Source organism: Pseudoalteromonas sp. T1lg10 (assembly GCF_002964545.1).
Classification (GTDB): domain Bacteria; phylum Pseudomonadota; class Gammaproteobacteria; order Enterobacterales; family Alteromonadaceae; genus Pseudoalteromonas.
The window spans coordinates 49,421-74,255 of the sequence record NZ_PQBV01000004.1; the positions used below are offsets into that span (position 1 = coordinate 49,421).

24 protein-coding genes are annotated in these 24,835 nt (G+C 49.3%); 12 read left to right on the forward strand and 12 right to left on the reverse strand.

The window, feature by feature from the left end; all coding sequences use genetic code 11:
- Nucleotides 1–87: 87 nt before the first annotated feature.
- Nucleotides 88–480, reverse strand: a complete 393-nt coding sequence (locus C2M17_RS02575; RefSeq protein ID WP_105199317.1) for a c-type cytochrome — start codon at nt 478–480, stop codon at nt 88–90.
- A gap of 177 nt (nt 481–657) precedes the next feature.
- Nucleotides 658–1,308, reverse strand: a complete 651-nt coding sequence (gene elbB / locus C2M17_RS02580; RefSeq protein WP_105199318.1) for an isoprenoid biosynthesis glyoxalase ElbB — start codon at nt 1,306–1,308, stop codon at nt 658–660.
- Between the two features lie 579 nt (nt 1,309–1,887).
- Between elbB and polA the strand changes: the two genes are divergently transcribed.
- The 3 genes from polA to C2M17_RS02595 all read left to right on the forward strand — a co-directional run bounded on the left by polA (nt 1,888) and on the right by C2M17_RS02595 (nt 6,214).
- Nucleotides 1,888–4,620 (forward strand): DNA polymerase I, encoded by a 2,733-nt coding sequence (gene polA / locus C2M17_RS02585; protein ID WP_105199319.1) that lies wholly within the window; start codon nt 1,888–1,890, stop codon nt 4,618–4,620.
- A 462-nt stretch (nt 4,621–5,082) separates the two neighbouring features.
- Nucleotides 5,083–5,670, forward strand: coding sequence for a YceI family protein (locus tag C2M17_RS02590; protein ID WP_105199320.1), 588 nt, complete (start codon nt 5,083–5,085; stop codon nt 5,668–5,670).
- Nucleotides 5,657–6,214 (forward strand): DUF1285 domain-containing protein, encoded by a 558-nt coding sequence (locus C2M17_RS02595; RefSeq protein WP_105199321.1) that lies wholly within the window; start codon nt 5,657–5,659, stop codon nt 6,212–6,214. The genes C2M17_RS02590 and C2M17_RS02595 overlap by 14 nt, the downstream gene beginning before the upstream one ends.
- On the opposite strand, the gene yihA is transcribed toward C2M17_RS02595, so the two are convergent.
- On the reverse strand, nt 6,172–6,819 hold the full coding sequence (yihA, locus tag C2M17_RS02600; protein ID WP_105199322.1) for a ribosome biogenesis GTP-binding protein YihA/YsxC: 648 nt from the start codon (nt 6,817–6,819) through the stop codon (nt 6,172–6,174). The genes C2M17_RS02595 and yihA overlap by 43 nt on opposite strands.
- 255 nt (nt 6,820–7,074) lie before the next feature.
- On the opposite strand from yihA, the gene C2M17_RS02605 reads away from it, so the two are divergent.
- The 4 genes from C2M17_RS02605 to C2M17_RS02620 all read left to right on the forward strand — a co-directional run bounded on the left by C2M17_RS02605 (nt 7,075) and on the right by C2M17_RS02620 (nt 9,984).
- Entirely contained in the window at nt 7,075–7,707 is a 633-nt protein-coding gene (locus C2M17_RS02605) for a c-type cytochrome (protein ID WP_105199323.1), read from the forward strand.
- Between the two features lie 539 nt (nt 7,708–8,246).
- Nucleotides 8,247–8,903: a class I SAM-dependent methyltransferase gene (locus C2M17_RS02610; RefSeq protein ID WP_105199324.1), complete on the forward strand. Its 657-nt coding sequence runs from the start codon at nt 8,247–8,249 to the stop codon at nt 8,901–8,903.
- 8 nt (nt 8,904–8,911) lie between these two features.
- Nucleotides 8,912–9,487, forward strand: coding sequence for a Der GTPase-activating protein YihI (gene yihI / locus C2M17_RS02615; RefSeq protein WP_105199325.1), 576 nt, complete (start codon nt 8,912–8,914; stop codon nt 9,485–9,487).
- A complete protein-coding gene (locus C2M17_RS02620) occupies nt 9,484–9,984 on the forward strand; it encodes a DUF2489 domain-containing protein (protein WP_105199326.1) in 501 nt (166 codons plus the stop codon). The genes yihI and C2M17_RS02620 overlap by 4 nt, the downstream gene beginning before the upstream one ends.
- Nucleotides 9,985–10,057: 73 nt before the next feature.
- Here C2M17_RS02620 and hemN read toward each other — a convergent pair whose 3' ends face one another.
- Nucleotides 10,058–11,428, reverse strand: coding sequence for an oxygen-independent coproporphyrinogen III oxidase (gene hemN / locus C2M17_RS02625; RefSeq protein ID WP_105199327.1), 1,371 nt, complete (start codon nt 11,426–11,428; stop codon nt 10,058–10,060).
- A gap of 445 nt (nt 11,429–11,873) precedes the next feature.
- Between hemN and C2M17_RS02635 the strand changes: the two genes are divergently transcribed.
- The 3 genes from C2M17_RS02635 (at nt 11,874) to C2M17_RS02645 (ending at nt 15,830) form a co-directional block, all read left to right on the forward strand.
- Nucleotides 11,874–12,635 carry an NADP-binding protein gene (locus tag C2M17_RS02635; protein ID WP_105199329.1) on the forward strand — a complete coding sequence of 254 codons (762 nt, stop codon included), beginning with the start codon at nt 11,874–11,876 and terminating at the stop codon, nt 12,633–12,635.
- A gap of 173 nt (nt 12,636–12,808) precedes the next feature.
- Nucleotides 12,809–14,035 (forward strand): imidazolonepropionase, encoded by a 1,227-nt coding sequence (gene hutI, locus C2M17_RS02640; RefSeq protein ID WP_105199330.1) that lies wholly within the window; start codon nt 12,809–12,811, stop codon nt 14,033–14,035.
- 64 nt (nt 14,036–14,099) lie between these two features.
- Entirely contained in the window at nt 14,100–15,830 is a 1,731-nt protein-coding gene (locus tag C2M17_RS02645) for an EAL domain-containing protein (protein ID WP_105199331.1), read from the forward strand.
- 27 nt (nt 15,831–15,857) lie between these two features.
- Here the strand turns inward: C2M17_RS02645 and C2M17_RS16155 are convergent, their stop codons facing one another.
- Genes C2M17_RS16155 through rraA form a run of 3 tightly spaced genes read right to left on the reverse strand, consistent with a single transcriptional unit; the run spans nt 15,858 to nt 17,438 of the window.
- Nucleotides 15,858–16,043, reverse strand: coding sequence for a hypothetical protein (locus C2M17_RS16155; RefSeq protein ID WP_325050651.1), 186 nt, complete (start codon nt 16,041–16,043; stop codon nt 15,858–15,860).
- A 44-nt stretch (nt 16,044–16,087) separates the two neighbouring features.
- Nucleotides 16,088–16,909 (reverse strand): arginase family protein, encoded by an 822-nt coding sequence (locus C2M17_RS02650; RefSeq protein WP_325050652.1) that lies wholly within the window; start codon nt 16,907–16,909, stop codon nt 16,088–16,090.
- Nucleotides 16,910–16,916: 7 nt separating this feature from the next.
- Nucleotides 16,917–17,438, reverse strand: a complete 522-nt coding sequence (gene rraA / locus C2M17_RS02655) for a ribonuclease E activity regulator RraA (protein WP_105199332.1) — start codon at nt 17,436–17,438, stop codon at nt 16,917–16,919.
- A gap of 181 nt (nt 17,439–17,619) precedes the next feature.
- On the opposite strand from rraA, the gene C2M17_RS02660 reads away from it, so the two are divergent.
- Together C2M17_RS02660 and C2M17_RS02665 are read left to right on the forward strand one after the other, a co-directional pair.
- Nucleotides 17,620–18,144 carry a phosphatase PAP2 family protein gene (locus C2M17_RS02660; RefSeq protein ID WP_105199333.1) on the forward strand — a complete coding sequence of 175 codons (525 nt, stop codon included), beginning with the start codon at nt 17,620–17,622 and terminating at the stop codon, nt 18,142–18,144.
- On the forward strand, nt 18,141–19,169 hold the full coding sequence (locus C2M17_RS02665; protein WP_105199334.1) for an MJ1255/VC2487 family glycosyltransferase: 1,029 nt from the start codon (nt 18,141–18,143) through the stop codon (nt 19,167–19,169). The genes C2M17_RS02660 and C2M17_RS02665 overlap by 4 nt, the downstream gene beginning before the upstream one ends.
- 97 nt (nt 19,170–19,266) lie before the next feature.
- On the opposite strand, the gene C2M17_RS02670 is transcribed toward C2M17_RS02665, so the two are convergent.
- The 5 genes from C2M17_RS02670 to priA form a co-directional block, all read right to left on the reverse strand.
- A complete protein-coding gene (locus C2M17_RS02670; RefSeq protein WP_105199335.1) occupies nt 19,267–19,641 on the reverse strand; it encodes a gamma-butyrobetaine hydroxylase-like domain-containing protein in 375 nt (124 codons plus the stop codon).
- A 42-nt stretch (nt 19,642–19,683) separates the two neighbouring features.
- Nucleotides 19,684–21,012 (reverse strand): HslU--HslV peptidase ATPase subunit, encoded by a 1,329-nt coding sequence (hslU, locus tag C2M17_RS02675; protein ID WP_105199336.1) that lies wholly within the window; start codon nt 21,010–21,012, stop codon nt 19,684–19,686.
- A 13-nt stretch (nt 21,013–21,025) separates the two neighbouring features.
- Entirely contained in the window at nt 21,026–21,544 is a 519-nt protein-coding gene (gene hslV, locus C2M17_RS02680) for an ATP-dependent protease subunit HslV (RefSeq protein WP_105199337.1), read from the reverse strand.
- A 297-nt stretch (nt 21,545–21,841) separates the two neighbouring features.
- Entirely contained in the window at nt 21,842–22,375 is a 534-nt protein-coding gene (locus C2M17_RS02685) for an SPOR domain-containing protein (protein ID WP_105199338.1), read from the reverse strand.
- Nucleotides 22,376–22,394: 19 nt separating this feature from the next.
- Nucleotides 22,395–24,647, reverse strand: a complete 2,253-nt coding sequence (gene priA, locus C2M17_RS02690) for a primosomal protein N' (protein ID WP_105199339.1) — start codon at nt 24,645–24,647, stop codon at nt 22,395–22,397.
- Nucleotides 24,648–24,835 lie beyond the last annotated feature (188 nt).

Genomic DNA, 24,835 nt, shown 5'->3' on the forward strand with positions numbered 1-24,835 from the left:
TCACCTTTTGTAACCTAGGTCAAGGAAGTCAGATAACAAAAAGGGAGGCAAAGCCTCCCTTTAAACAAGATGTTAGGTGCTAAGCGCTTACTGCTTAGTCATAAAATCGATAGCGGCTTGGATCTCATCATCAGAACAATCCATGCAAGTACCGCGAGGTGGCATGGCGTTAAAACCGTTGATGGCATGGTTAAGCAGAGTGTCGGCACCCTTAGCTAGACGAGGCTCCCAATCGGCCGCTGTTTTCGGTGCACCTAGTGCGCCCGAGCCGTGACACGCGAAACATGAAGCCTGATACACTTGTTCACCACTGCGCGGACCGGCAGGTGCGGTATCAACGGCAGCAGTTTGACCAGCTAGGTAAACCTCGCCAATAGGCTGAAGACGTTTCTTGATCGCTTCTTCGGTCATAGCGTTGTCTTGAGGCTGTGCGTATACAGCGGTGGATAACAATAACAATGCGGCAGATAGTTTCTTCATGTTTCTTTGCTCATTCGGATGCTAACGGTCAAAGTGACCGGGTGACGAAATATCGGCAAAGTATAACCTCGCCAAACAATTTATAAAATGCCTAGCCTTTATTAATGTGTTAAAAAGTAGGCATTTTATGCTTTAGCGCAAATTTTAACTTGCCATTGCTTGTTTTTTGCTCAGTGATTAAATCAGGCTAAGCAACTTGTTGATTGCCTTTTCAATGCCGCTGGCCGCTTCTTTAATGGATCCCGCCAACATATAGGCCGGGGTGGACACCACCTTGGCCTGCTCATCAACCACTATGTTATCAACACTGCATGCTACATGTTCGGCGCCGAGTGCCGTTAGGGCGGCGGCAGTATCGGCATCATTACCTATGGTCGCCTTGGTACCCTGGGGGTAGATGTTGGCGATAAGCGCCGGGGCAATGCATAAGTAGGCGGCGGGTTTATGCTGTTCGGCGAAGGCCTTACATACACGCTCAACATCGCTATTAAGGCTGCTGTTTACGCCTTTTAAGGCGAAGTCGCAGAGATTTTTTGCGGCGCCAAAGCCGCCGGGCACCACAAGGGCATCGTAGTCATCGACATTCAGTTCTTTTAGATCCAGGATCTCACCGCGGGCAATACGCGCCGCTTCTTCAAGCACGTTACGGGTTTGCGCTTGCTCTTCGCCGGTTAGGTGGTTAAGCACATGATGTTGGTTGATATTGGGAGCAAAGCACTGGTACTGGGCTCCGGCTTGATCGAGATAAAGCAGGGTTAATACCGACTCATGAATTTCGGCCCCATCAAATACACCACAGCCGCTAAGGATGATCGCTACCTTGGTCATAACTTTGAATTCCTAACTGAAAAATAACTAAAACAGTAAGGTAGCCAGCTAAGCCAGCTCCCGTCAATGCTCATTTATGCTTTATGAACGATAGCTTATGAGAAAAAAGTTATAAAGGATCGCTGGGATCTTTGATCCATTATGCTAGAATGCTTAGCTGGTTATTTAGAAGGGTTACTCTAAAAACGACCCACAAATAACCGGTTTCCACAATGGATATAAAAAATAATAAGAAAATAAGATACGGAGTTTCTTCTTTTTTTCGTTAAAAAACAAAAAGTTAAATTTAATCTGATGTCAGTTTTATGACTTCGGATATTTTCTCGTGCTTTTTATCTACAAAGTTATCCACAGCTTATCATGGTGCAACTGCGCCCTAATAGTGCATTTCTCAGGCGCTTGCTAAGCGGCTTTGCCCCGATCATTTAGGGGGGCGGCCAGCATATAGATAATAAATAGGCCAAGATCAGATCTTAAAACTCAGCGTAAAGACGGTTTGCACCATTTTGCTGCTCGTTTTCTTAGTCGCCTTATGGCATCCTTTAGCCATTAGCAATTACCCTAATTGAGTGCTGAAAAATGGCGCAAATCCCTGAAAATCCGCTTATCTTAGTTGACGGTTCCTCCTATTTATTTCGTGCCTATCATGCGCCACCGCATTTAACCAACTCCAAAGGCGAAGCCACAGGTGCCATCTATGGTGTGGTGAATATGCTGAAAAGTCTGGTGAAGCAATACGACCCATCGCACATGGTGGTGGTGTTTGATGCCAAGGGCAAAACCTTCCGCAACGATATGTACAGCGAATACAAGGCGCATCGTCCGCCTATGCCAGATGATCTTCGCAGCCAGATTGCCCCCTTGCACGATATTATCCGTGCCATGGGTTTTCCGCTGATCAGCATTGAAGGTGTAGAGGCCGATGATGTTATCGGCACCTATGCGCGCATCGCCAGCGAACAAAAACGCCACGTGTTGATCTCAACCGGTGATAAAGACATGGCGCAGTTGGTGAACGAGCATGTCACCCTGATCAACACCATGACCAACAGTATTTCCGATCCCGACTCGGTGAAAGAGAAGTTCGGTGTTGGCCCTGAGCGCATTATCGATTACCTGGCGCTGATGGGAGATAAGGTTGATAACATTCCGGGTGTTGAAGGTTGTGGTCCGAAAACCGCGGTGAAGTGGTTGGATCAATTCGACTCCCTGCAAGGGGTTATTGAGCACGCCGATGAGATCAAAGGCAAAATTGGTGAAAAGTTACGTAATGCCGTTGGCCAACTGCCATTGAGCTACGAGCTGGCGACCATCAAGCTTGATGTGGAGGTGGAAGAAGACTTAGAGCAGCTTAAGTTGCTTGCACCGGATACGGATGCACTGATTAGGCTTTATGGCGAATGTGAATTCCGCCGTTGGCTTGGTGAATTGCTGGATAAGGGCACGGACACAGACACTCACCTGGACGCTCCTACCGAGGTGCAGGAAGTACCAAAAGCAGACGCCCATTATGAAACCATCTTGACCGAAGCGCAGCTGGATACCTGGGTGAAGAAGTTACAAGATGCCGAGCTGATCGCCTTTGATACCGAAACCACAAGTGTGGACTATATGCAGGCGCAGCTTGTGGGTATGAGCTTTGCCGTGGAAGTGGGTGAGGCTGCCTATTTACCCATCAGCCATGACTATCCGGGAGCGCCGGAGCAACTGCCGTTAGAACTGATCCTGGCCAAGCTGGGACCTATCCTAAGCGACAAAAATAAGCCCAAGGTCGGGCAAAATCTTAAATATGATAAGAGCATACTAGCCAATGCCGGCATTGAATTTAACGGCATCGCCTTCGATACCATGCTTGAGTCTTATGTATTTAACAGCGTCGGCACCCGCCATGATATGGACTCGCTGGCGCTAAAATATCTGGGCCACAAGAATATCAGCTTTGAAGACATTGCCGGCAAGGGTAAAAAGCAGCTGACCTTTAATCAAATCGAGTTGGAGAATGCCGCCCCTTATGCCGCCGAAGACGCAGATATTACCCTGCGCTTGCACCAGCATTTATGGCCTAAGGTCGCCGCCGACGACAACTTAAAATCGGTGTTCTGCGATATTGAATTGCCCTTGGTTGAAGTGCTTTCCGATATAGAGCGCACCGGCGTGGTGATCGACTCGCAGATGCTGGCTCAGCACTCTCAGCGCTTAGGTGAGCGTTTACAAGAGCTGGAAAAAGAAGCCTATGATATGGCCGGTGAGGAGTTTAACCTTGGCTCACCCAAGCAGCTCCAGGCCATCTTATTCGAAAAGCTTGAGCTGCCGATTATTAAGAAAACCCCGAAGGGCGCGCCGTCAACCGCCGAAGAGGTGTTGCAGGAGTTGGCGCACGATTATCCGTTGCCTAAAGTGATCATCGAACATCGCGGTTTATCTAAGCTTAAGTCCACCTACACGGATAAGCTGCCGCTGATGGTCAATGAGAAAACTAAGCGGGTGCATACCTCGTATCACCAAGCAGTTACGGCCACAGGGCGTTTAAGCTCGACGGACCCTAACTTGCAAAATATTCCTATTCGTTCGGAAGAAGGTCGACGTATCCGTGAAGCCTTTGTCGCCAGCCCAGGTTATAAGATAGTCGCTGCCGACTACTCGCAAATAGAGCTGCGCATTATGGCGCACCTGTCTCAGGATAAGGGTCTGCTTAGTGCCTTTGCCGAGGGGCTGGATGTGCACAGCGCCACCGCCAGCGAGGTTTTCTCCGTGCCGCTTGATGAGGTGACCAGCGATATGCGTCGTAAGGCCAAGGCCGTTAACTTCGGTTTGATCTACGGTATGTCGGCATTTGGTTTAGCCCGTCAGTTGGATATTCCGCGCCACGAAGCTCAGCATTATATGGATAAGTACTTTGAACGCTTCCCCGGCGTTTTAGAGTACATGGAGCGCACCCGCGAAAGCGCCGCCGAAAAAGGCTATGTGGAAACCCTCTTTGGTCGTCGTCTGCATCTGCCTGAGATCAATGCCCGTAACGGAGCGCGTCGTAAGGCCGCTGAGCGTGCCGCAATTAATGCGCCTATGCAGGGAACCGCCGCCGATATCATAAAAAAAGCCATGATCAGCGTGCATCAGTGGGTAAAAGAACAACCCAAGGACAGCATTAAGATACTGATGCAGGTACACGATGAACTGGTGTTTGAAATCAAGGAGCAGGATGTGCCGGCCTACACCGAGCAGATCTGTAACCTAATGGCCGCCGCTGCCAAGCTGGATGTGCCCTTGATTGCCGAAGCCGACAGCGGTGATAACTGGCAACAAGCACATTAATTAAAATCAAAGGGGAGCAGAGGCTCCCCTTATTCTTTCTGCCTCTGTCCGCCCACTTAACCTCACTTAACCTCACTTAATCGGCTGTGGCCGGGTATCTGTGCAAATTAATTGAAAAAACTTTCCAATAGTTAACCTTTTGTAAAATTATATAATATTTGGTTTTTTTTGGTTTATACGGAATTAAATATGCATGTAATGGCTGCTGGGGCGTTTATTTATGGGGGGTGATTTGTTAAAGTCCGCGCGTCCTCATCCTGTAGGACATCCTGTTGATGATGTGCCACTCGCTTAGCGATGGTACAGCGTATTGATAGCTTCTCCCCAGATTGCTATATCCGGCTTGCTATTTGGTAAGCCGGCTTTTTCTTCCTATATTAACTTTCGCCGTTATCTCAATTACACTCTAGTTCTAGGATCCAACTTACCCTAGGTCAATCCCGCTAATTAAGGAACTGCGTTATGTTTAATTCTATTACTCGTACACTTTTGGTTACCACTGCTCTATTTGCTGGTGCTCAGGCTCATGCTGATTGGCAGGTGGCCAATGACCAAAGCCGTGTGAATTTTGTTTCCGTTAAGAATAACCAAATAGCAGAAAATCATTACTTTAAGCAGATTTCCGGGGTGTTGAGCGACGCCGGTCAGTTTAATTTAACTATCGACCTGGCCAGCGTGGAAACGCAGATCCCTATTCGCAACGAACGCATGCAGAAGATGTTATTTAACACCGTAGAATTTCCTGCATTAACTTTGCAGGCGGATGTTAAAGCGCTTTTGGCCGAGCTTAAGCAACAAGGTAGCGCGCAAGCCAACCTGGATGCGACCGTCAGCCTGCATGGGAAAACGCAAACCGTTAATATCGACCTGCTGGCCAGCTTGGATAAAAACAATAATATCCAGGTAAGTTCAATGGCACCTGTATTGGTAAAGCCTGCTGATTTTGCCCTGACCTCGGGCATTGACGAGTTGCAAAAAGTGGCCGGGTTGAAATCCATTACCCGCGCCGTGCCGGTCTCCTTTGTGCTGACCCTGAATGAGTCAAAATAACGACCCCTTAGCTTCCTTGTCGCGCTTGATCGAACAGCAAAGCGCGCCGATGGAGCAGTGGCAGCCGCAGCATTGCGGCGCCATTGATATTCATATCAGCGCCGACGGCATTTGGCACCATCAAGGCAGTGCGATTAAGCGTTTGCCCCTGGTGCAACTTTTTGCCAAGGTGCTGTGTCGTGAGCAGGGTCAGTATTACTTAAAAACGCCGGTTGAGAAAATGGCCATCAGCGTAGCCGATGCGCCTTTGTTGATTGTTGATTGGCGCCTGCAAGAGTTGCCCGAGCATGACACACATCATCCGCTGCTGATTTGCCGCGATAATATAGGCCGTGAATTTATTGTTGGAGAAACGCATCCCTTGGTGTTGCATCAGGATGCACAAGGCCAGGAAGTGCCTTATTTGCAGTTGCCTCATAATGTCGAGGCGAAGATTTCGCGGGCGGTATTTTATGCGTGGGCTCAGGAATTGATTGAGACCACGCAGCAGGAGTTTATGCTTTATTCCGGAGCGGCTTCGTTTTCGCTCGGCGGATTAACCTGAACCGGGCCCAAAAACCACTCGTCGAGCTGTTTTTGTAGTTCGTTCAGGCCTGTGCCTTTAAGGGATGAAAAGGCATGCACCTTGATTAATTCAGACACCTCGGCAAGCTCTCGGCGTACCTTAAGTACTTCTGAGTTGCGCTTGCCTTGTTTGAATTTATCGGCCTTGGTAAGCAGTGCCAACACCGGAATACCGCTGCCGCTGGCCCACTCAATAAGCTGTCTGTCCAAATCTTTTAACGGGTGGCGAATATCCATCAGTACCACCAGGCCCTTAAGGCTTTGGCGTTTTTGCAGGTATTCACCCAAAGATTTTTGCCACTTCTTTTTCATTTCCAGCGGTACCTTGGCAAAACCATAACCGGGCAAGTCGATCAAACGCTGATCTTCGCCTAAGGCAAAGGCATTGATTAACTGAGTACGGCCGGGAGTTTTACTGGTACGCGCCAATTTTTGCTCGGTCAGGGTATTGAGCGAGCTAGATTTACCTGCGTTAGAACGCCCAGCAAAAGCGATTTCAATACCAGTATCTTCCGGTAACTTAGTGATATCCGGAGCGCTGGTAATGAATTGCGCTTGGGTGTAATTGACACGTGATTTTGCCACATTGACTCCTGAAGTGGGGGCTCGAAACTGATCTAAAGGCTATTTTATATCAGATTGGGGTGAACCTAAAGGCTCTACAAGCGCAGGATAAATTGATTTAAATCTGGTTTGCATCACTTTTTTTCCTTAAAACCCCGCTTTTTATAAGTTTAATATGGGTAGAAAACGTGCCAGAGAAATTTTTATCGTGTAGAATAATGCCATTGCATCGAAACGATTGTATTTGAATACAGGGTCTGGAACAGAGAATTTACCATGAAGAAATTAGTTTTATCTTTAACTATGCTGGTTGGTGTGTTGAGTGCAAACAACGCGGCAGCATTCGATGGCGATATTAACGCTGGTAAAGACAAATCGGCAACTTGTGCTGCTTGTCACGGCCCAGATGGTAACGCGCCTGTCACTATGTACCCCAAGATTGCGGGTCAGCATGCCGAGTACATCTACAAGCAATTGAAAGAATTCAAAGTAGGCATGACCTCTGGGGGCAAAGAGGGTCGTATGGATCCTGTTATGAGCGGTATGGCTATGCCGCTAAGCGATCAGGACATGAAAGACTTGGCTGCTTACTTCTCATCTTTACATATGTCTGAAGGCTCGACTCCTGAAGACGTAGTGGCCGTTGGTCAACAGCTTTACAAGGCCGGTGATGCCGAGCGTGGTATTCCAGCTTGTGCAGCTTGTCATGGTCCTCGTGGTAACGGTACCTCACTAGCAGGTTTCCCTAAGGTGTCATTCCAGCATCCTGAGTACATCAAGAGCCAGTTAGAAAAATTCCGCAGCGGCGTTCGTGGTAATGACCACAACGGCATGATGCGTGATATCGCTATGAAGCTAACGGACAAAGATATTGAAGTACTTTCTAAATATCTTGGTGGCCTTCACTAAGCATTAGTTAAGTATTTAAAAAAAGCAGCATTAGCTGCTTTTTTTGTGGGTAGTCTAACCTAGGGATATTTCCTACTTTCTTGTAGGACATTGACCATATATGCATGTAAGCTATTACTCAAATTTAATGTTCTGGTGATGCTAACCTAATGAAAAAGCTAGTGTTAGCTATAACTGAATTAGTGTTTTTTAATAAAAAAGTTATAAATTAGTTGTAACTAATTTATGAGTCAGTAAATTATCTGCTGTCGCAACAAAGAATTACAACAGGGATCAGAGCATAGGAAGCGCGACAAGCTAGTGCGCTAGGGGAGCATCAATAGATGCACCACAAGGAAGAAGTAGAAAGCGTTAGGAAGACCGAGAAAAATAAAACACCACACGGAAGAAAAATAACAACAATACGGAAAGTAATAATAATAAAAATAATAAATACAGACTGATAAAAGTCGAAGGGAGAAGTGTCCAATTAGTAGTTGGCGCTCGAGTTATCCGGCGGTAGAGTTTTGCTCTACCGCCTTTTTATTTGTCCTGTTACAATGCGCACCATGAAAGCGATCTCCTGCCCCTTGTGCAACAGTGCGCAAATCAGCCATTATCATCAAGATAAAGTACGCGACTATTGGCAATGTGCCAGTTGCGCCTTAGTGTTTGTGGCTGCACCTCAGCACCTCAGCGCAGCGGATGAGAAAGCCATTTATGATCAGCACGAGAATGACCTCAATGATGAAGGTTATCGCCGCTTTCTGACACGGATCTTTACGCCCTTAAATGAGCGTTTGTCGACGGCCAGTTCAGGTTTGGATTTTGGCTGTGGCCCGGCGCCACTATTGGCAAGCATGCTGCGAGAGCAGGGGCACACAGTGGCCTTATATGATCTGTACTACCAGCCTCAACAAGAGGTATTACAGGCTCGCTATGACTTCGTTTGTAGTACCGAAGTGATCGAGCACCTAGCACAACCGCAGCAGCAGTTGCACTTGTGGCTAGAATTATTACGCCCAGGTGGGACGTTAGCGTTAATGACAAAATTGGTGATCGATGTACAACGCTTTGCTACCTGGCATTACAAAAATGATCCAACGCACATTGCCTTTTATAGCAAAGAAACCTTTGCTTATATTGCTGAGCGTTTTGGATTAACCCTTGAATTTATCGCGGCCGATGTCATCTTTTTAACAAAGCCCGCAAGCTAGAGAATGCTATGACCAGAAAGAAAAAGTCACGCAAAGTCATTAATAATGGCACTGCGCGCTTAAGTAAAGACAAATTAAGAGAGCTTCGTGCGCTAAAAGAGCTGCGCGCCAAGAAAAAGACCAAGGGTGCCCAGGCGGGTAACCGTAACTCCCAGCTACTGAAGGTGGAAACCACAGAGGCCAAGGGCAGTGCCAGCGGTGATAATCGCGTTGGCAGTAAAAAGCCGGTAAGCCTGACCCCTGAGGTCACAACGGCGCAACCGCAAAAGCCGCAGGTACGTAAAGATCTGAAACCACAAGCGGTACTTAGCACCTACAAAGAGCCGGAGTTGACGCCTGAACAAGAATTGGAGCAGTTAGAGTCCGATGAGCGTCTGTTGGCCTTGATCGACCGTCACGACAATGGCGAGATCCTGCAAGGTAAAGATGCTAAGTACTTTAATGCCAAGGTTGAGCGCCATCAGCAGCTATGTGAAATCCTCGGTTTGGATGATGACGACTTCGAGGATGATGAAGACTTGCTTGATGACTATATGAATGACTCTCTGGCCAATGAATGGCTTGATGACGAGGACGAAAAATGAGTGGCCCCTGGATCATAGCTCTAATTTTTGGCGCCTTGATCATTGCCGCTCTGGCTTTTTATGCCGGTCGCTTATTGTGGCAGGTGCGTGAGCAAAATCAGCGCTTGGCAAAACAACAGGCCGAATACGCAAAAAAACGTGCCGCCCGTAACGCCAAACTGAGCGATAGCATTAACCTGATCGCCAAGGCGATGAAAGAGGGGCAGTGCGAATACTCAGAGGGTTGCTTGCGAGTATGGGTGTTGATGAGCCAACACAGCAAGGCGCAGGAAGCTAACCTGGAAGAGGAATATCCGGGTGTGTTTGCCATGTATGAGGCGGTGAAAGACTTGCCGACTCATGAGGCCCGTAAGAAGTACTCGAAAAAGGAAATTTTTAAGCAGGACAGTGCCCGCTGGCGTAAAGAGCAGGAGCTTGAAGAGCAGATCCTGGCCGACAGCGAAAAGCTGGTCATGCATTTTGATGCAGACCCAAATAGCAAACACGTATTTATGTAGCTATTTGTGCCATACATGGCAAGCATGTTCACAAAAAAGCCGCCTCTTGGCGGCTTTTTGCTGTCTAGCGTTTTCAGATCACCCGCGAGAAGCGCTGCTGATTGAGCTGGTTTTGCAGGTAAGCATCGAAACACATGCAGATGATGCGAATAAAGAGTACGCCAGAGGCGTTAATGCTTATGATATCGTCCTCGATAGTGAGCATACCGTCGTCGATAAAGCCCTGTAGCTGTGCTAATTCAGCGGCAAAATGCTGTTTAAAATCGAAGTCATAGCGCTTTGAAAATGCCGCTATATCGAGCTCGAAGTGGCAAATAAGCTGCTTGATTACCGCCGCCCTTAGCTCGTCTTCTGCACTTAAGTGGATTTCCTTGCAGGCGCTGAGCTGGTTTTGCTCTAAAGCCCCATAGTAGCTTTTCAGCTCTTTTTGGTTTTGGATGATATGTCCGTGTAATTGCGAAATGGCCGACACCCCAAGGCCGAGTAAGGGCAGATCGCCACCCAAGGTGTAACCCTGGAAATTACGATGAAGATGTCCTTCGCGCTGGGCTATGGCGAGCTCATCGTCCTTCTTGGCAAAGTGGTCCATGCCGATAAATTGATAATCTGCCGCTATCATGCGCTCCAGAGTTTGTTTAAACATGGTGAGTTTGGCCGTGGCATCGGGCAGATCGGCGTCTTTGATCTTACGCTGTGCGGCGAAAAGGTCCGGCAGGTGCGCATAGTTAAATACCGATACCCGATCCGGACCTATATCCAATAGGCGCTCAATGGAGACGGCAAAGGATTCGGGCGTTTGCAGCGGCAGGCCATAGATCATATCCACATTAACCGAATTAAAGCCCACTTCTTTAGCGCGGCGCACCAAGGCCTCGACCTCACTGGCACATTGCGGGCGGTTGACCGCCAGTTGTACCTCATCATTAAAGTCCTGGACGCCGAATGAGATGCGGTTAAAGCCCAGCTGCTGCAATTCATCGATGCGTTCCAGAGGCAAATCTCTGGGGTCAACCTCTATGCTGCGCTCGCCATCTTGGGCGAACTGAAAGTGCTGGTCAAGCATGGCCATTAAACGTGCCATCTGCGCTGTGTCTAGGAAGGTAGGTGTACCACCGCCTAAATGCAGTTGCTGTACGTTTAAGTGGCGACAATGCTCGCTCAGCAGGGCCATTTCTTTACCCAGATAATCCAGATACAAATCGGCTTTATGCTGATGGCGGGTAACTACCTTGTTGCAGCCGCAGTAGTAGCACAGCTGATGACAGAAGGGGATATGAATATACAGGGATAATCCGCCGCTGGGGCATCGCTGTAAGGCTTGCACCAGGGTTTGCGTATTGGCCCCGGGCTGCAACTGTAAGGCCGTTGGGTAAGAGGTGTATCTTGGCCCGGAGACATTGTATTTGTTGATTAGCTGGCTTTGCCATTGCACTTGTTTGATCACGACGCATATCCACTTTGGTTAATGATAATTGGGTCTGTTTATCTTTGCGGTTTACTTTATGTTCAATCTAAACGCATTCTGATCACGACGCTCGTTATGATGCATAGTCATTCTATATTCATAGCGAGTAACACAGAGCAGGATGCGTTTAGATGAACCCGCAGGACAGCGTTTGTAGCGCATTTCTACTGTGTTGTTACATGTTTATGTAGAATAACTACACCACACAGGTGCCGCCTTGTATAAATTCACTACAGACTGCTGCAGAAACAAACAACAAAGGTCAACAGACCCTAGGCAGTGTAAATAAAAGTCCCTGGCTGCTTGTTGATCTGCAGCAATAATTGGGGCTCTTGTTTGCTTTGTGGCGGCAATAGTATGATGTGCATAAACCCTATTCAGATATGCTGTACGACTTGGGTTCTGCAGCAAATGGTGGCAATAAATGGATAAGAAACTAGTGATAATCGGCGCCGGTTGGCTCGGTGAGGCCTTGGCACAAACTGCGCTGGCTCAGGGCTGGCAGGTAGAGGCTACACACAGAGAGCAGGGGCTCCAAGCCCATGATCGCCAGTTTGCACTGCAAGATGACGGCACCCTGGTGCACAATGTCTCGCTCACCGATGCTTATTGGGTATGCGCCATGAGCCCTGGCGCCCGACGCCAACCCAGTAATTATCAGCAAAGCCTGAAACAGGCCTTGGCCCTCTCTCAAGAACTTAAGGGCAAAGGCTTTGTGTTGTGCTCCAGTACCGGGATTTATGATCAACAAAATGGCCAGTATGATGAGCACAGTGCGTTAACGCTGGAAACAGCGCGTCAGCAAGGTCTGAGCGAGGCGGAACAAGTTGCGTTGGCATGCGGTGCCAAGGTCTTGCGTTTAGGTGGCCTGGTTGGGCCGCAGCGGGAGCCCGGCCGCTTTGTTGCCGGTAAAACCTTATCCTCCCATGCTGAGGATGTAGTCAATATGGTGCATCGCGATGATGTAATAGCCGGCATTCTGACCTTGATTCAACACTATCCACAAGCGCAGCCTATTTATAATCTGGTACACCCAAGCCACCCATCAAAACAGGATTACTACCGTGGGCATTGCCAGCGTTTGGGAAGTGAAATGCCACAATTTAGCGCCGAAAAGGCGGTGGCGCGAGTGATAAATGGCAACGCCATCCAAGCCCTTGGCTTTACCTACAGCCGCGATATCTAAGGTGCGCAGCAAAGCGCAAAGGCAAGTGCAAAGATAATTGCACAATTAACTTAACAGTCTCGGCAAACGCAGGTTTTATGTCGCGCCTATAAATTTTGCGCTGCCCACGGGCGCTGTGTAACATGGCGCATATTTTCTTGTCTATACAAGTAGGGCTAATTTTGGAGAACCGCATGCAAATTGATCAGGTTATTATTGATGCCAATATCGCGACCATGGTTGCATCAGAAAATGATGACTACGGTATTATCGAAAACGGCGCCGTATTGCTAAGCGGCGATAAGATCGCTTGGGTGGGCCCCATGGCTGAGATGCCACAAGTGGATCTGCTGTCGTTACCCGTGTACTCCGCTGGCGGTGCCTGGTTGACGCCTGGCTTGGTTGACTGTCACACCCATATTATCTTCGGTGGAAATCGCTCTCAGGAGTTTGAGCGTCGTCTGCAGGGCGAAAGCTACGAAAGCATCGCTCAACAAGGCGGCGGTATTGCCACCACGGTACGCGCCACGCGTGCGGCCGAGCCACAAGAGCTTTTTACCAAAGCCAAGCAGCGTCTTGATGCACTTATGCGTGAGGGTGTTACCACGGTGGAAACCAAGTCGGGTTATGGTCTGGATTTGGCCAGCGAGATTAAGTTGCTGGAAGTGGCTGCGCTGCTTCAGGAGCACCACCCAGTGCATATCGAAAGCACTTTCTTGGGTGCTCATGCTTTGCCACCTGAGTACAAGGGCGATGCCGATGGTTATATCGACCTGGTATGCGAGCAGATGCTGCCGGCGGTAGCGCAGCAAAAACTAGCCACCGCGGTTGACGTATTTTGTGAAAATGTCGGTTTTAATCAGGCACAGACCGAGCGCGTATTTAAACGTGCCAAAGAGCTGGGCTTTAATGTAAAGCTACACGCCGAGCAGTTATCTAACATGCATGGCACGGCCTTGGCCGCGCGTTATCAGGCATTGTCGGCGGATCACCTGGAGCACCTGGATGAAGCCGGTGTGAAGGCGATGAAGGACGCAGACATGGTTGCCGTGCTGTTGCCTGGGGCCTTTTACTACCTGCGTGAAACCAAGTACCCACCTATCGAGCTATTGCAGCGCTATGAGGTGCCTATTGCCATTGCTACCGATTTCAACCCGGGCACTTCGCCCCTGTGTTCGCTGCAATTAATGATGAATATGGCCTGCACCCTGTTCCGCTTAACGCCAGGGCAAAGCCTGCTCGGAGTAACGCGATATGCTGCTAAGGCTCTGGGTCTGAATGACCGTGGTCAGTTGGCTGCTAATATGCGTGCCGACATCGCCTTATGGGATATTGAACACCCATCGCAATTAAGTTATGAATTCGGTACAAATCCGTTGAAAAAGCTTTGGATTCAGGGGGTATTAAGTAAGGCTTTTTAATCATAAGTGACTAAATCCTAAGTGGCCGGGATCTCGGCCACTCACACAGTGATAATAAAAACTTATGATAACCAGTATTCATCTTGGTGCCTTTATTTGTGGCTTATTTATAATGGCCTTATTGATCAGCCTGGTGTTGATCAGCGAACGTAAAGACGGCATCAGTGCGATGTGCTATTCGCTTGCGGGATTGGCCTATGTCGGTGGTCAATGGCATGTCGCCAGCGGTATTTTAATTTTAGTCTTTGCCGCACGTTGGTGGTGGTTTTACCGCCATCAAGCACCTCAAATACTGCAGGTGCGGGGCGCACTAGTGGCCCTGCAATTACTGGTTGTTACACTCAATCTGGTGTGGCCATTGCATTTTTCCTGGCTGTGCATCCTGCCTTTGATATTGCAAGTTATGGCCTTTATGGAACTGGAAGGCAACGATGATGAACAGCTGTTAAAGGCTCAGCATAATGAACTAAATGCCCGCAGCCTGCCCGTTATTTCCTGGGGCCAGGCGGTTACTCAATACAACCTGTGGCGCCAAAAGAATAATCATCAGGTTGCCCTCTTGCTATTACAGGTAGAAGGCTATGAGCAGTTAAATCGCTCACTAGGTCAGGAGTTTGCCGAACTGGTTTTGATGCAAAGTCTGGCGCGTATTAATAAGGTGGCAGCGCAGCCAAGCGTTTTGAATCTGCAGCTGCGAGAGCAGTTTGCCATTGAAGTTTTTCAGGTCGCGCCTCTGTGTTATGGCCTGGTGATAGATATCAGTCCGGACAGTCATTGCCATGAGCGTCTAGCCGAAGACATAGCAGCGGTGCTGCAAAAACCCTTTAATTCTCGTCACGGGGTGGTGGAGCTTAAGCCACATATCGCCCTAAGTACCGGTATGGCCGGTGACACTTCGTTGGATGATTTACTACAGCAGGGCTACAGGGCCATCGAATTTCATCCACAGCAACGTATTTGCCATTATCATGACTCCCTTGAGCAGCAGGCTGCCGCTCATCAGCAGCAACTACGCTTGCTGAGCGCGGTAGACTTTGAGCGAGACTTCTCTTTGTATTTCCAACCGGTGATTGGTCTAGAAGGGAATAAGCCCCTTTATGCTGAATTACTGCTGCGCTGGCAGCATCCGGAGCGTGGCATGGTTGAAGCGAAAGACTTTATCCGCGATTTACGTGCCGTGGGCCGAGGTTATAAGCTGGCCTTCCATGTGCTTGAGCGTGCCGCCGAAATGGCTAAGGGACTGAAGATGGAAGGCTTGGGCATGCCGGTGAGCGTCAATCTCTTCGGTGAAGAAATACTGCACGATGAGTTTGTTGAGTTTGCCGGCCGCATTCTGCGTGAGCACAGGCTAAAGGCGGGAGATTTAATTATCGAATGTCCGCTGACGGTGCTTATGTCTCTGGATAAGCGCGGCTTGGCGTTATTGACCCGTTTGCATCAGAAGGGGATCCACTTGTGTCTGGATGGCATGGGTGAAACACCGTTGTTCTTGGCCAAGTTGCCGAAGATCAATCTCGAATACGTTAAAGTTGACCCAAGTCTGACAGCTGATGTCGACTACACCAGTAACAACAAAGCGCTGTTAAACGGCTTAATCGATATGCACCGCCACCTAAATGCCCAAGTGATTTGTCAGGGTGTTGGCACAACGACGCAGTTAAGCTATGTAAAAGAGTTTAATGTGCAAGGGGCTCAGGGTTATGTGTTTACCCACCCCTTGCCGGCAGATGGCTTATTGAGCTGGACACGTCAATGGCAGCAAAAAGTGGAACAGCAAAGCGCCCCTAGCTGGTAGAGGCGCTCAAGTGCTTAGCTCAGGCTCTTAGCTGTGGTAGCGAGCGCGTAAAAAGGCGATCACTAAAGCGCTAAGCAGTTGCCCTGCGGCATTAAAGCCGGCGCTAAGGCCATTAGGGTCCTGGCTCGGCGCCGCTTCACATAAATGCAAATAGGCCACATCGCTGTCGCAGGTGGCGTTATAAACATATTGCTCGGCATCATTCAAAGACATACCACGATAATTTAAGGCGCTGGCCGGTGCCAAAGTAATGGCATCTATATCCAGCCTATGGCCAATGGTGCCTGGTGGGTAAAGCTGTCCAGAGCGTCATTAACACTTTCCACAATCGAGGTTTGTGCCAACACCTTAAGGCTGTGATAGCTGGTGTAGGTGCTTTGATGCTGCGCCATAGCCGCTAGGATGGCAGCATTATTCTTTTGCTGATCCAGCGCCACCACATGATAGTGCTTAAGGTAACCTTCTGCCGCCGCGTAGTGGAAACCATTGCCGCTATGGCGACCTTCAAGGGCGCGGAAATCGCCGTGTGGATCAAGGTTTATGGCATTAACAGCTGTATTGTAATGCTTGGCGCTGGCCGCCAGCAGTGGGTAGCAATTGTTATGGCCACCGCCAATAACTATGGGCGTCAGCCCAGCCTCGAAAATGGCGGTAATAACCGGCTCGATACGCTGGTCCAGTTCGCCGCATAAGGTGCGTAACTTCGCCAAATCGTCGGCATTACCGTTATCGAGAGCCTGACTTTGCTGTTGCAGATCGGCACAATCGACCTCACCGAGTAGTAAGACATCCTGTACCGGAGTAAATTCATTAACCGGAATATTGAGGAACTTCGACAAAAAGGCACGAAAACCTTGGTCTGCGCCGCCTTTGCCGAGATTCGCCCGGGGGCCTATGTCTTCGGGAATGCCGACAACGACATAGCGAATACCGAAATCTTTGGCGTCTTTTAGCGCCTGGCTAAATTCCACCTCGGTATCGAGCAGGGCAATGCTCTGAAATACTCGCTGCTCGGCGCTGCGGGCGGCGACTAAATCGGCAATGCTCTGTTCGTCATAGATATTAACTGCATATTCCATAGCGGCATTAATCGTTTAGGCCAATAAGCTCATCGTCCTCGACATATTCGAGTTCAAGCTCTTCGGCGGAGATAATAATACCTGTGCTATCGGCGTAGAGATAATCATCTTCATAGAAGGAAACGCCGGCGAAATTAACCGGAACGCCTTCTTCACCAGGGGCGAGGTTATCGGCGGCCACGGGAATGGAGGCAATGGCTTGAATGCCCAGCTCTAATTCTTCGAGCTCATCGACATGACGCACGGCACCATAGACAATGATCCCTTCCCAATTGTTTTCCACCGCAAGTTCCGCCAGTTCTATGTCGATTAGGGCGCGACGGGTTGAACCACCGCCATCGACTAAGAGTACCGAATTGGTACCGTCTTGTTGCAAAACTTCGCGAATAAGCTGGTTACTTTCAAAACACTTGATGGTGCGAATACGCCCGCAAAAGGCGCCGCGGCCACCAAAATTAATGAACATAGGTTCGAGTACATCGACTACATCAGCAAAGTGATCACACAGTTCAGAGGTACTATATTCCATCGGACTCTCCTAGAGACTTTGTTGTCTCAAGTATACCTAGGTTATGGGGCTTAGCAAGCTAAGGTATTGACCTATAAAGAGCAACAAAAAAGTTAGACATATTACTGTCTAAAAAACGTCATGTATCTGTTATTTTTGCTGACTATATTCAAAGCTATGAACATATTTCAGGCGAAAGAGCATGATACTTGCGCAATTGGATCGTTTTGATCGGGCGTTATTTAAGGTGTTGTTTCGAGCTAGGTACCGGCGTTGGCAGCATCATGGCATTCGTTTGATGTCGCGATCCGGTGACGGCATCTTGTATGCTTTGTTTGGACTTTATTTGTTGATTTACAGCACGCCGGAGCAAATTACCTTGCTGCTGGTCTTGCTGCTTGGTTATGCCATTGAGCGGCCTATCTACTTTTTCACCAAAAACCTGTTCCAGCGTGTCCGTCCCTGTGATGTGTTAACCCGTTATGCCCATATTCGTCCCAGTGATAAATTTAGTCTGCCCTCGGGGCACAGTGCCGGGGCCTGGGTATTTGCGGTGATTGTTGGTCATTTTTATCCGCAGCTTGCACCCTATTTATATGCTTGGGCGACACTGGTGGCCTGCTCGCGGGTGTTTCTCGGGGTGCATTACCCGTTAGACATAGTTTTAGGCTCGTTACTTGGGTACGGCTGCGCCGTATTTGCATTACTTATCACAGGGATTTTATGAAGATTCTTTATGGCGTACAAGGCACAGGGAATGGCCATACCACCCGCGCTCGGGTGATGGCAAAGGCATTTGCCAAGGCTGGTGTGGAAGTAGATTATTTGTTTTCCGGGCGCAGTCGCGACCAATATTTTGATATGCAGGAGTTTGGCTCTTTCCAGGCCCGTCAAGGCTTAACCTTTGTTACCGAACGTGGCCGTGTAAATGGTTTAAAAACGCTGAAAAATGCCAAGGTGTGCGAGCTAATTAAAGATATACGCGAGCTAAACCTTAAGCAGTATGATTTGGTGATGAACGACTTCGAGCCTGTTACTGCCTGGGCCGCCAAGCGCCAAAAGGTACCCGTGGTGGGCATGAGTCATCAGGCCGCGTTTCTCTCGAACAGTGTGCCTGTGACCGGCGACAACATACTTACTAAGGCCATGATACGTAACTTTGCGCCCGCCGATGTTTACCTGGGCGTGCACTGGCAGCCTTTTGATGACTCCATTATTCCGCCTTTTATTGAGCATGCCGGGCCGGTCGACAGCGAATATGTGGATAACAAGGTGTTGGTTTATCTACCCTTTGAAGATCTCGATGAGGTTATTGCCTATCTCAAGGACTTCCCGGGCAAGGAGTTTTATTGCTACCACCCCAAAGCGGAAGATAGATCCGAGGCCCATATCCATTTACGTAAACCGTCCAGGCTGGGTTTTTTACGGGATCTGGCCAGTGCCAGTGGTGTTATTGCTAATGCCGGCTTTGAATTGTCGAGCGAAGCCCTGACCCTAGGTAAAAAACTGCTGTTGAAACCTCTTAACGGTCAGTTTGAACAGCACTCGAATGCCTTGACTCTGCAAAATATGGAACGCGCCCATGTGATGCATTTTCTGGATCAGGACGCCCTCGATGATTGGCTTAATATGGATAAAAAAGAGCGCATTAACTTCCCTCATGATCCGGCGCCACTTATTTCCTGGCTGATGGCGGGACAATGGCAGGATAGGCAAAGGCTGAATCAGCAACTCTGGCAGGGCGTGCTCTAGCTCTTTATTGCTCGAACTAGTTTTGTTACTGCTCTTCACTGAACACAAAAAAGCCGCAGATGCGGCTTTTTTAATGCTTGTGTATCGCGCCTTTCACTTAGGGAGTGACGCGAATAGCAATGCTGGCATCGCGCTGGGCATTGGCCGCTTTTAAGCGCTCAAGGTAGGTTTGCCAGAGTTGCTCGGCATGGCTGCAAAGCTCGGCAAGGTAACCAAAGCTATAGAGCCCACTTTGGTGGCCATCATCAAAGTGCAGGCGTACCGCATAGTGGCCAATGGCCTCAATTTCACCGATAGCCACCGCCTTTTTATTGGTTACCAGCTTTGGTGGCCCCTGGTGATGCCCCTGCACCTCGGCAGAGGGCGAGTGCACGCGCAAAAACTCGGCGCTTAGACTTACCTGCTCGCCATTATCAAAATGAATATCCAATACCTTGGTACGGCGATGATAATGTAACGTCTTGACCAGCATACTGTTCCCTTAAAACAAAGAAGGGGCGCAAGGCCCCTGCGCTTATAGAATAAAGCGACTTAAGTCTTCATCCTGAACCAGATTACCCAGATGCTGGTTAACGTAATCGCCATCCACGATTAGGGTTGTACCGGCTTTATCACTGGCCTCGAAGGAGATCTCCTCCATCAGGCGCTCCATCACAGTATGCAGGCGACGGGCACCTATGTTCTCGGTCTTCTCATTGACCTGCCACGCGGCCTGAGCAATGCTTTCAATGGCATCCTCGGTAAATTCAACGCTCACCTCTTCGGTGTTTAACAGGGCGATTTGTTGCTCCGTTAATGACGCATGAGGCTCGGTGAGAATGCGTTTAAAGTCGTTCGCACTTAGAGCGTCAAGCTCGACACGAATCGGCAGACGACCTTGTAGCTCGGGGATCAGATCCGACGGTCTGGCCATTTGGAATGCACCCGATGCAATAAACAGGATATGGTCGGTTTTTACCATGCCGTACTTGGTGCTCACCGTAGAGCCCTCGATAAGAGGTAGCAGATCGCGCTGTACGCCTTCACGGCTTACATCCGGACCACTGCTCTCACCACGTTTACAGATCTTGTCGATTTCGTCTAGGAAGACGATGCCGTTTTGCTCAACTGCATCAATGGCCAGCTCTTTCACATCTTCCAGGTTTACCAACTTCGCCGCTTCTTCTTCAACCAGGAGCTTAAAGGCTTCCTTGATCTTCAGCTTGCGCTTTTTGGTTTTGCCGCCAGACATGTTTTGGAACATGCTCTGTAGCTGATTGGTCATCTCTTCCATGCCTGGAGGCGCCATGATCTCAACGTTGGCACCTTGCTCGGCAATATCGATCTCAATTTCTTTGTCATCCAGCTGGCCTTCGCGCAGCTTTTTACGGAATGCTTGGCGCGTTGAGTTGTTCTCGCTTGGCTGTGTTTCACCCCAGCTGTCTTTTGCCGGTGGTAACAGGGTATCAAGAATGCGCTCTTCGGCCGCTTCTTCGGCGCGGAAGCTGTGCTTCTTAGCCTGTTGGTCGCGAACCATTTTAAAGGCAATTTCGACCAAATCGCGAATAATCGTCTCAACTTCCTTACCAACATAGCCCACTTCGGTGAATTTAGTGGCTTCAACCTTTAAGAAAGGAGCATTGGCAAGCTTGGCCAAACGGCGGGCAATTTCTGTTTTACCCACACCGGTTGGACCTATCATCAGGATGTTTTTTGGGGTCACTTCCTGGCGCAGGGCTTCATCAAGCTGCATGCGGCGCCAGCGGTTTCTAAGGGCGATGGCGACGGCCTTTTTGGCATTAGCTTGACCAATAATGTGCTGATCAAGTTCATGGACGATTTCTCTGGGAGTCATGGCTGACATGGCTGCTCCTTAATTACAATTCTTCAATGGTTTGGAAGTTGTTAGTGAATACGCAAATATCACCGGCTATCTTAAGGCTCTTTTCAACGATTTCTCGTGCTGATAGCTCGGTATTCTCTAACAGTGCAATAGCTGCGGCTTGGGCAAAGTTGCCGCCGCTGCCGATGGCGATAAGGTCGTGCTCGGGTTGTACCACGTCGCCATTACCGGTAATGATGAGTGAGGCTGTTTCATCGGCTACCGCCAACAGGGCTTCAAGGCGTCTGAGAGCACGGTCGCTGCGCCAGTCTTTGGCCATTTCCACCGCTGCCTTGGTCAAATTTCCCTGATACATTTCCAGCTTGGCTTCAAAACGCTCAAACAGGGTGAAGGCGTCTGCTGTGCCACCGGCAAAACCGGCGATCACCTTGCCGTTAAACAAGCGGCGTACCTTGCGGGCGTTACCCTTCATTACCGTGTTGCCAAGGGAAACCTGGCCGTCGCCGCCAATAACGACTTTGCCTTCGCGGCGTACAGAAACTATCGTAGTCATGTGAATCCTTTGCCCCAAATCAAACTGGGCTTTGCTGAGTCTAATAGCGAGGAAGTATGGGCGAGGTTCGGGGATTTCAAGGTATAATACCAATTCACTTAAATAGCTAAGCATTCTAGCGGGCTAAATATCATGCTCACGGCGTTGGAATTTTTCTATGTACGCATAACTACATAAGAAAAATTCCGCCTTGTTATCACATCATTTATCCAGCGCTATATCTGCTCACATACTAAACAGAATTGGTATAAGGCGAAAACCCCGCAGATTGGCTGTGTTTTTGCTGGGGGCTGAGACTTATTGCCACAGCCAGATGCCACAGCCCATGATTTTGGCTTGGCGTTTTAGTTTGTTTTTATCACTCTCGGCACCGCGCTTGGTGGCGTATGGGCCTAAGCGTACTTTATACCAGACACCGTTAGTGCCTTCGGTATGACGGATTTCGGCGACCAAGCCGGTGAAGGCAATTTTCGCTTTTAAGGTTTCCGCCTGAGCATAGGTTCTAAATGAGCCGCACTGCATAACGTAAGGGCCTTTTTGCTCAACTTCTTTGACCTCAACCTCTATCTCGGCCTGCTTTATCTCATTGATAAACTCCGGTGTTTCCGGTTTGTTTATAACGGCTTTCGGCTCTTGCTTGGGCGGTTGCTTTACCTGTTCCACGGCTTGTGGGTCGGCATTATTCTTGATATACCACAGGCCATAACCAAAGCCCGCGAATAAAATAATGGCGGCGATAATTAGCAAGATAGGCAGCTTCCTTTTCGGCGGTGCTTTTTTCTTAGCACCGCGCTGGGGTCTTTTGCGATTTATGTAGTCGTGTTGAGCCATACCTGTGTGTTGCTTCTCTTTACATCATATCTATAGGGTCAATGTCTAAGTTCCAGCGCACCTTTTGTGCCAGCTTATGCGAACCTAGGTAATCGATAAGTTGCGCCACAAAGGCGTGTAATGCGCCTCGATCGGCACCCTGAATATGCAGCTGGTATCTAAATTTACCAGCTACGCGCTCCATGGGGGCGGGGATCGGTCCCAATAATTGTATCTTAGGGATGCGGGTTGCGGGAACTAAATCCGTTAAAAAACGAAGTACTAGCGATAAATCGTGGGCTTCGGCGCGTAATAAGGCCAAATGACTGTAAGGTGGCAGCTCAGTTTCCTGTCGTTCCTGCAGGGCGTAGCGGGCAAAATGTTGATAACCGTTATTAACCAGATCCTGCAATAGCGGATGCTCGGGAAAGTGGGTTTGCAATAAGACTGTGCCCGGCTCACCGCTTCGACCCGCACGCCCGGCCACTTGGGTAAGCAACTGTGCCAGATGTTCGGTGGCGCGAAAATCGCAGGAATGCAGTCCGGCATCGACATCGAGAATAATCACCAGGCTGACATCGGCAAAGTGGTGACCCTTGGCGAGCATTTGCGTGCCCACTAAAATACGGGCGCCGCCTTGGTTGATACGTTCGAGCTCTTCTTCCAAACTGCCTTTCTTACGGGTTGAGTCCCTGTCTATGCGGCTGATGGCAATGTCAGGGAACTGGGTCGTTAAGGCTTCTTCCAGTTGCTCCGTGCCCAGGCCTACCGGGTGTATCTGTGTGCTGCCGCAGTCCGGGCATTGCATTGGTGGCGCCGTTTGTTCGCCACAGTGGTGGCAGACCAGTCGGCGCATGGATTTATGATAGGTGGCGCTGGTGCTGCAACGGGGGCAGTCGCTAAGCCAGCCACATTCGTGACAGATAAGCGAAGGTGAAAAGCCGCGGCGGTTTAGAAACACCATGACCTGCTTTTGGCGGCTTAGCTCTTTTTGCATATAGGCCAGGCTGGCATGGCTTAAACCCGCCTGTAGATATTGGCCCTTGATATCGATAAGCTCAAAGTGGTTATCGCTGCTGGTTTGGGCGCGCTGGGTTAATGACAACAAATGGTATTTGCCCTCAATTGCCCGGTGAAGGGTTTCCAACGCCGGTGTGGCACTGCCTAAAACCAGCGGAATATTATGTTGTTGGGCGCGATAGGCGCTCAGATCGCGGGCATGGTAACGCAGGCTGTCTTGTTGTTTGAATGAGGCGTCGTGCTCCTCATCGACTATGATCATGCCCAAGGATAAAAACGGCATAAAAATGGCCGAGCGGGTACCTATGACTATGGCGCAGCTGCCTTTTTGGCAAAAGCGCCAGGTTTGCAGGCGCTCATTATCGGTCAGCGCCGAGTGCCAGAGCATAATCGGGGTGTCGGGGAAGCGGCGGCGAAAACGGTTAACCGTTTGCGGCGTCAGGCCGATTTCCGGCACCAGTACCAGCGCTTGTTTCCCCTGTTTTATCACTTCTTCCAGGCATTGCAGGTAGACTTCGGTTTTTCCGCTGCCGGTGACGCCCTCGAGTAAAAAGCTGGTAAAGCCCGAGCTTTGATTGATGGCGCTGCAGGCCACCGCTTGCTCGGCGTTAAGTCGTGGCTTGCTTGCTACCTTTATTTCATTGTCCCGCCAATGACTGGAAAATTCGATGCTTATCTCGGCCAGGTCTTTACTAACTAGGGCATCGATAGTGGCTTTGGTAAAGCCCAGGGCTTTTACCTCGGTTACCGGCGATTTACCGGACTGTGCTAACTGCGACATCAGCGACTGTTGTTTTTTCGCCCTTAGGGTGGGTAAGGCGCGGCCCTTTTCGGTAAGCTGAATATAGTTAATGCTGGTTTTATCTATGTCGTCGCCCTGGCGCAGCGCCTTAGGAAGAGCGGTAAAAATAGTCTCACCCAGGGGATAGTGATAATAACGGGCGGTAAACTTCAGCAATTGTAAATGAGTGGCGTCGATAATAGGGGCGCTATCAAGCACCTCAAGCACCGCCTTAACCTTGTCTTTGGGTAGTTCAGTTCTGGCCTTACGAGCCAAAACCAAGGCTGTCACCTGGCGGTTAGCAAAGGGCACAGAAACCCGCATACCGGGTTCAAGGCTTGCCGCCAGCTTGGGGTCGACCAGGTAGTCAAAACTGCGGTGCAGAGGCACCTTGATTGCCACTTCCACATAGCATTCTTCCTGAGTTGGCAATAGGTCGGTTTGTAGGGCGCTTGGTAAAGACGACAAGGGTGAACTCACAGCATCAGACATGCTGTTAATGTACTAAATTCATGGCAAGGTGAATAGCGGCAATTAATGCTTGAACATTAAACAGGAGTTCAATAAAATACGCGGCCTTAAGGGTGCTGAGCGAATATTATTGGTCTTGGCACATTGAAACTAACGCGTATGGTGCCGAACTTCGGGTTTGGAGAGCGATACGGCCTATTTAGAGGTAA

What these genes read in the sequence shown, in the direction of transcription:
- C2M17_RS02575 (WP_105199317.1), bottom strand. Translation starts at nt 480, where the DNA reads ATGAAGAAACTATCTGCCGCATTGTTATTGTTATCCACCGCTGTATAC.
- elbB (WP_105199318.1), bottom strand. Translation starts at nt 1,308, where the DNA reads ATGACCAAGGTAGCGATCATCCTTAGCGGCTGTGGTGTATTTGATGGG.
- polA (WP_105199319.1), top strand. Translation starts at nt 1,888, where the DNA reads ATGGCGCAAATCCCTGAAAATCCGCTTATCTTAGTTGACGGTTCCTCC.
- C2M17_RS02590 (WP_105199320.1), top strand. Translation starts at nt 5,083, where the DNA reads ATGTTTAATTCTATTACTCGTACACTTTTGGTTACCACTGCTCTATTT.
- C2M17_RS02595 (WP_105199321.1), top strand. Translation starts at nt 5,657, where the DNA reads ATGAGTCAAAATAACGACCCCTTAGCTTCCTTGTCGCGCTTGATCGAA.
- C2M17_RS02605 (WP_105199323.1), top strand. Translation starts at nt 7,075, where the DNA reads ATGAAGAAATTAGTTTTATCTTTAACTATGCTGGTTGGTGTGTTGAGT.
- C2M17_RS02610 (WP_105199324.1), top strand. Translation starts at nt 8,247, where the DNA reads ATGCGCACCATGAAAGCGATCTCCTGCCCCTTGTGCAACAGTGCGCAA.
- yihI (WP_105199325.1), top strand. Translation starts at nt 8,912, where the DNA reads ATGACCAGAAAGAAAAAGTCACGCAAAGTCATTAATAATGGCACTGCG.
- C2M17_RS02620 (WP_105199326.1), top strand. Translation starts at nt 9,484, where the DNA reads ATGAGTGGCCCCTGGATCATAGCTCTAATTTTTGGCGCCTTGATCATT.
- C2M17_RS02635 (WP_105199329.1), top strand. Translation starts at nt 11,874, where the DNA reads ATGGATAAGAAACTAGTGATAATCGGCGCCGGTTGGCTCGGTGAGGCC.
- hutI (WP_105199330.1), top strand. Translation starts at nt 12,809, where the DNA reads ATGCAAATTGATCAGGTTATTATTGATGCCAATATCGCGACCATGGTT.
- C2M17_RS02645 (WP_105199331.1), top strand. Translation starts at nt 14,100, where the DNA reads ATGATAACCAGTATTCATCTTGGTGCCTTTATTTGTGGCTTATTTATA.
- C2M17_RS16155 (WP_325050651.1), bottom strand. Translation starts at nt 16,043, where the DNA reads ATGTCTTTGAATGATGCCGAGCAATATGTTTATAACGCCACCTGCGAC.
- C2M17_RS02650 (WP_325050652.1), bottom strand. Translation starts at nt 16,909, where the DNA reads ATGGAATATGCAGTTAATATCTATGACGAACAGAGCATTGCCGATTTA.
- rraA (WP_105199332.1), bottom strand. Translation starts at nt 17,438, where the DNA reads ATGGAATATAGTACCTCTGAACTGTGTGATCACTTTGCTGATGTAGTC.
- C2M17_RS02660 (WP_105199333.1), top strand. Translation starts at nt 17,620, where the DNA reads ATGATACTTGCGCAATTGGATCGTTTTGATCGGGCGTTATTTAAGGTG.
- C2M17_RS02665 (WP_105199334.1), top strand. Translation starts at nt 18,141, where the DNA reads ATGAAGATTCTTTATGGCGTACAAGGCACAGGGAATGGCCATACCACC.
- C2M17_RS02670 (WP_105199335.1), bottom strand. Translation starts at nt 19,641, where the DNA reads ATGCTGGTCAAGACGTTACATTATCATCGCCGTACCAAGGTATTGGAT.
- hslU (WP_105199336.1), bottom strand. Translation starts at nt 21,012, where the DNA reads ATGTCAGCCATGACTCCCAGAGAAATCGTCCATGAACTTGATCAGCAC.
- hslV (WP_105199337.1), bottom strand. Translation starts at nt 21,544, where the DNA reads ATGACTACGATAGTTTCTGTACGCCGCGAAGGCAAAGTCGTTATTGGC.
- C2M17_RS02685 (WP_105199338.1), bottom strand. Translation starts at nt 22,375, where the DNA reads ATGGCTCAACACGACTACATAAATCGCAAAAGACCCCAGCGCGGTGCT.
- priA (WP_105199339.1), bottom strand. Translation starts at nt 24,647, where the DNA reads ATGTCTGATGCTGTGAGTTCACCCTTGTCGTCTTTACCAAGCGCCCTA.